This is a genomic window from Streptomyces mesophilus (genome assembly GCF_011044995.1).
Lineage (GTDB): Bacteria > Actinomycetota > Actinomycetes > Streptomycetales > Streptomycetaceae > Streptomyces > Streptomyces mesophilus.
In genome coordinates this window covers 1-5,921 of record NZ_JAAKZW010000347.1, presented here as the reverse complement: position 1 = coordinate 5,921, position 5,921 = coordinate 1, and the positions used below count along the sequence as shown (strand labels likewise).

General features: G+C 72.2%; 3 protein-coding genes and 1 pseudogene. All 4 read left to right on the top strand.

From position 1 onward, the window contains the following. A pseudogene (locus G6045_RS38720) lies at window positions 1-1,838 on the top strand (hypothetical protein); the annotation flags it as partial. A gap of 78 nt (window positions 1,839-1,916) precedes the next feature. After that, window positions 1,917-2,732 (top strand): siderophore-interacting protein, encoded by an 816-nt coding sequence (locus tag G6045_RS38715; protein ID WP_165336934.1) that lies wholly within the window; start codon window positions 1,917-1,919, stop codon window positions 2,730-2,732. A 174-nt stretch (window positions 2,733-2,906) separates the two neighbouring features. Then, window positions 2,907-4,562 carry an SPFH domain-containing protein gene (locus tag G6045_RS38710; RefSeq protein WP_165336933.1) on the top strand — a complete coding sequence of 552 codons (1,656 nt, stop codon included), beginning with the start codon at window positions 2,907-2,909 and terminating at the stop codon, window positions 4,560-4,562. Then, window positions 4,559-5,869 carry an SPFH domain-containing protein gene (locus tag G6045_RS38705; protein ID WP_165336932.1) on the top strand — a complete coding sequence of 437 codons (1,311 nt, stop codon included), beginning with the start codon at window positions 4,559-4,561 and terminating at the stop codon, window positions 5,867-5,869. Before G6045_RS38710 ends, G6045_RS38705 begins: the two co-directional genes overlap by 4 nt. Window positions 5,870-5,921 lie beyond the last annotated feature (52 nt).

The window sequence follows — 5,921 nt, the reverse complement described above, 5'->3', positions numbered from 1 at the left end:
CTGCCTCTGCCTCCGCCCCGGTCGCCGTTCCCGCCCGCCCGGCCCCCTCCGTACCCGAGTCGCTCACCGAACTGATCCTCAGGGCACGGGAGTTGCACGAGCAGGGCCACCCGGGCGACACGGCCTGCTGGGCACGGCTGCGCGTGCTGACCGCCGCGCGCGACTACCGGCACCCCGACGACCCGGCCGTCGGACCGCTCGTGCAGCTGCGGGCCGACCTGCTGACCGACGAGGCCTACACGGCCCGGAACAAGGACGAGTTCGACGAGGCCGTGGCGCTGCACGAGGAGGCGGCCGGGCTCTACGAGGACGCCGGGCTCGCCGGCCACGCGGCCGTCGCGCAGGCATGCGGCCTGCTCGCGGCGGCGGAGGCGCCGACGGAAGGGACGCCGGACGGCGGACCCGCCGACGACGAGGCGGCCGCGACCGGCGCGCAGATCGACGCCCTGACCGCCGCCCACGCGTCCATCGTCCGCCTCCACCAGGAGACCCCGGGCCTCACCCCGCACCATGAGGCCCGGCTCCTGCGCCTGCGCGCCTCCGCGCTCGGCATCCGTCTGCAGACCTCGCACCGCGAGGAGCACATCGCCCCGGCCCACGCCGAACTCGACCTGCTGCAGAAGTGCGCCGACCGGCACCGGCTCGCCGGCCAGAGCTCCGGGGCCGGACTCCTGCGCGCCACCCTGCACGCGCTCTCCGGAGATCTGCCGGGCGCCGTCACCCGGATCGACGCCCTGCTCGTCCGGCTGCGGAGCGAAGGCCCCGCGTGGCATCTGCCGCGCACGCTGGGTCTGCGCGGCCGTCTCCATCTCGGCCTGCAGGACCCGCAGTCGGCGTACACGGATCTGACCGAGGCGCTGCGCCACGCCGCCGAATGGCCCGCCGACTCGGACGACCAGGGCCGCTACCACCAGGACCTGGCCGAGGTCTGTATGCATCTGGGCCGCCCCGACGAGGCGCTGCGGCACCTGACCCGGGCGGCGGAGCAGCATCTGCGGCACGGCAGCCGCGTGGACGGATTCTGCGCCTACAGCAACGCCGCACAGCTCAGCGTGAACCTGGACCGGAACGAGGACGCCATCGCGCTGCTCGACTCCGTACTGACCGAACCCGATATCGCGAACGGCGAGTTGGACGACCGGCTGACCGCCCAGCTGCGGCTGACCCGGGCCCGCGCCCTGCACGCGGGCGGCGACCTCAAGGCGGCCACGGCGGAGTTCGCCGAGCTCGCCGCCGAGTCGGCCGGGTGGGACGACGACCCCGGCAGCCACGCCATGATCGCCGGCGAGACGGCCGTACTGCTCGCGGAGACCGGCGAGTTCGGGGCCGCGCGCGCCGCCCTCGACCAGGCGCTGGCCGCCCACGCCAAGGTTCCGCGCTACGAGCAGATCAGCAACCACCTGCGCGAGGCCGCCCGTCTCCAGGCCAAGCAGCAGGGCAAGGAAGGACTCCGCGACGCCCGTGCCCTGCTCGCCGACGCCGAGCGGGTCGCCGTGGCGGCGGACCGGGACGGGTTCAAGCCGATGGGCCGTTCCCTGGAGACGGCCCTCGCGTACGAGCACGGCCGCGTGAACGCCTATGTGGGCGAGTACGACAGCGCGTTGGCCGCCCTCGACCAGGCCGTCGCCCTGCTCGGCGACCTCGGCCCGGCGGACGAACGGCTCGGCGAGTGGACCGAGTGCGTCCGCCTCGCGGGCGCCGTCGAGGGCCTCTACATGGAGCGCACCGCCCCGGCCCTCGCCCGCGTGGACGCGGCGATCGCCCGCCTGACCGCGCTGGGCCAGGCCGAGGAGGCCGCACCGCTGACCGAACTGGCGGCGCAGATACGGGACGAGTGATGCGGGACGCGTCTACCCCAGGCACCCCACCCTAGGTTAGGGTTACCTAACTTGATGTCCAGGGGTGGGAGTTGTGCGGTGGCCAGGAGCGGCAAGTACCTCAAGCCCGAGCAGCGGGAGTTCCTCGTCGTCCAGGCCGTGGCCCGCAAACAGATCAGCCCCGGCTTCGTCCGCGTCACCCTCGGCGGCCCCGCCCTGCGGGAGTTCGCGCCCATGGGATACGACCAGTGGTTCCGCCTGTTCCTGCCGGGCGGACGCGGCCTGCGGCTGCCCAAGCGCACGGGCGGGCTCTGGGTCGCCGAGTACATGCTGATGTCCAAGGACACCCGGCCGGTCGGCCGCAACTACACCGTGCGCGCCCACCGCGAAGAGGGCGTCCACAGCGACGGGCCCGAGATCGATGTCGACTTCGCCCTGCACGAGGACGCCGAGGGCGGGCTCGGCCCGGCGTCCGCCTGGGCGCGCGACGGGGCGGAAGGCGACGAGGCCGGCATCCTCGACGAGGGCATCACCTTCCTGCCGCCGTCAACGGCCCGCCACCATCTGCTCGTCGGCGACGAGACGGCAGTGCCGGCCATCGCGGGGATCATCCGCTCGGCCGGGAGCACGGGCGGCGGCGTACCCGTCCACGCGTACATCGAGATCCCGCACGAGGACGACATCCAGCCGCTCGACGCCCCCGAAGGCAGCACCGTGCACTGGGTGACCAGGAAGAGCGGCGCCGCTGCCGGTGACGGCGTGCTCGCCGAGGTGAAGGCGGCCGCGCTGCCGGACGGCCCCGGATACGCCTGGGTGGCCGGCGGGCGGAAACTCGCGACCGAGGTACGGCGTCATCTCGTGGGCGAGCGCGGCTTCCCCAAGGATTCGGTGACCTTCACCGGCTACTGGCGCTGACGGGACCGCACGGGAGCCGCCGTACCGCCCACTGCGCGGAACCCGCCCCACCGCCCACAAGAACACGGCACCGTTCCGCCCCGAACGCTGCCGGACCACGGCAATGCGCAACCGTACGCACCCCTGCCAGCATCCGGACGTACAGACGTACGACACGGGGGCGAGGGGACGGACATGGCGCGAACACGGGCGCAGAGCGCGCGCAGGGTGATCTCGGCGGTGGCCGCCGGGGCCGACCCGCGGCAGCTGGCCGAGGAGGAGATCCGGCGGCGCGTCGGCGGCGAGGGCGAGGCCTTCACGGCACGCGGCGGCTTCGCCCCCGAGGAAGAGGGCATGGACCCGGCCGACTTCCCCGCCGCACGCGAACAGGGCGGCTCCCTGGCGACCGTGATGGTCCAGAAGACCGTCTCGCTCGACGAGGCCGGCGAGGCGCTCAACCAGAGCGAACAGCGGCGCGAGGACGGCGAGAAGGTCCATGTGATCTGTCCGATGGTGCTGCCCAAGGGCCGCTCCTTCATCAGCATGCTCCCGGTGCTCGTGCTCCTCGTCATCGGCGCCGTGGGCACGGCCGTGGTCTCCGCCGCGGACGGCTCACCGGTGACCCACCCCTTGTTCGGCGCGCACTACTGGGTCATCGCGCTCGCCGCGGTCGCCTTCGTGTGGTGGCGGCAGGGCATGGTGATGGTGCCGGACGGCTGCCAGGCCCTGATCACCCGTTTCGGCAAGCTGGAGAAGGTCGTCGGACCGGGGCGCGTGACGCTGATCAGCCCGTGGAAGCGGGTCTCGTACATCGTCAACACCACCCGCGAATACCCCTTCAACGCGCCCGTGCGCGAAGCACCCACCAGGGGCGGCGTGAAGGCCTCGATCGATCTGTTCATCCAGTTCCGGATCAGCGACCCCACCGAGTTCGTCTACACCCTCGGCGCGGTGCGCGGCTTCGAGGAGAAGCTCGCCAACGCGGTCAGCGAGACCATCCGCAGCCTCATCTACGAGCAGGAGGCCGCCGGGATCTACGACATGGTCGGCGAGGACACCGGCCGGCTCCTGGAACAGCTCAACCACCAGTTCCGCCCCGCGGTCGAGCTCACCAACGCCAACATCACGCATGCCGAGCCCTCCGACCAGGCGTACCGGATGGACCTGGCCGCACCCGAGATGGTGCGGATGGCGAAGGAGGCCTACACCCACGAGTACGCGCTGATGCTGCGCAAGGAGCAGGACGAGGGCGACCTGAGCAAGGAGCTCGCGACCAGCCACGAGATCCTCTCCGCGATCCAGGCCGACATCGCCCAGTACCAGGCGCAGATGGACACCGCCGTCGAGCGCGAGACCAACCGCGCCCAGGCATTGGCCCACCAGCGGTACGTCCAGGCCGAGTCGGAGGCGAAGGCGAACGCGGCGCTCCTCGAAGCGCAGGCCCTCGACATCAGGGCGGTGACCGCGGCCCAGGCGCCGGAGATCCTCGAGCACCGCCACCAGCGGCAGATCCTCGACACCCTGGAGCAGGTCGCCGACCATCTGCCGCACCTGGTGCGGATCGGCGGCGCGGACGCCGACGGCGCGGCCGGGGTCGACTTCCTGCGCCTGGCACGGGAGTTGGTGGGTGAGCGAGGCGAAGCCCTGTTCACCGAGGCCGACATGGCGGCCGTACGGGACCGTCTCGACGAGGTCGAGGCACGGATCGCCGCACGCCAGGAGGAGATCGACGAGCTGCTCGCGGCCGAGCGGCCGACCGTCGTGGCCGTCGTGGAAGAGGCCGCCGCCGAGGAACCCGTCACCGAGGAACCCGTCACCCAGGAGACCGTCACCGAGGAGGGCGACGCATGAGCACCACCCGGACCCACCGCCGGTCGGTCATCTCCGAGGCCGTCGCGCCCTGGAGCCGCGTCGCCCAGCTGCTTCGCGGCGGCGAGGCCGGCACCCTGATCCCCGTCATCATCCCGCGCAGCACCCGCCGTCTGTGGTGGATGCTCCCGCTGTGGCTCGGCCTGTTCACGCTGCTCGCCGCGGTCACGCTGTCCCTGCGCGAAGCCGGCTCCGACGGCCTCGGCGATCTCGCGTACGGCGCGCTCGCGACGCTCTCCTACGCGGCCGGCGCACTGTTCCTGGTGATCGGTGCCCTGTGGTGGTGGCGCTCCTCGATCGTCGAGATCGAGCAGGGCACCAACGGAGTCCTGACCCGGTACGGAGCCGTCACCCGCACCCTCGAAGCGGGCCGCCACTATCTGTGGCACCCCTGGTCACGGGTGGACTTCGTGGTCGACACGGCCACCGAAATCCCGTACTCCGCACCGGTGATGGCCTGCCCGACCCGGGAGAACGTGCCGCTGCGCTCGATCGAGTTCTTCCTCAAGTTCCGTATCACCGACGCCGTCCTCTTCGTACGGACCATCGGCGCGGGCAACTTCGACCTGGTGCTCTCCAGCGCGGTCCAGGACGCCATCCGCCAGCGCGCCCGCCTGGTGAGCACCGAGCGCGCGTACGATCTGCGCGGCTCGGACGTGGCCGATATGCAGCAGCTCCTCAACCGGCAGCTCGACCGCTACGGCGTCCGCATCACGGGCTGCAACATCCCGGACGTCCAGCTGCCCGCCCAGTACCAGCAGCACCTGGCCACCCGCGAGCGGGTCGCCAAGGAGCGCACGGCGTACGAGCAGGAGTGGGGCCTGACGCGCAAGCGCCGTATCGACAGCCTGGGCATGGACATCGAGCGCGCCAAGAAGGTGCGCGACGCCCGCATCGTCGAGGTCAAGGCGGCCCTCAACAAGGCGCGCGAGCAGGTCGCCCAGCTCCTCGAGGAGCAGGAGACCAACGCCCAGCGGGTCCGCTTCGAGATCGAGACCCGCGGCCGCAGCGGTCTGATCTCCGCACAGAACGAGGCCCGCGCCCAGCGCGCCCTGGCCCAGGCCTACCGCGACAACCGCGCGGTCCTCCAGTACGAACTGGCCCGCCGCCGCCTCGAAGTGGGCGCCGAACTGGCCACGAGGGCCCCGCAGCCGGTGGTGATCCGCACGGACGGCGCCGCGGCCGGCGGCGACCCATCGGCCCTGTCCACGCTGCTCGCGGCCCAACTGATCCCTCGGGTGGCGGCGTTGCCGCAGGGGAGGCCCGACGAAGGCAACAGCAGCGACTGACGCGGGCCACGCAGCATGGGGCCGCCCGGGCTTAAACCCTGTCTCTTATACA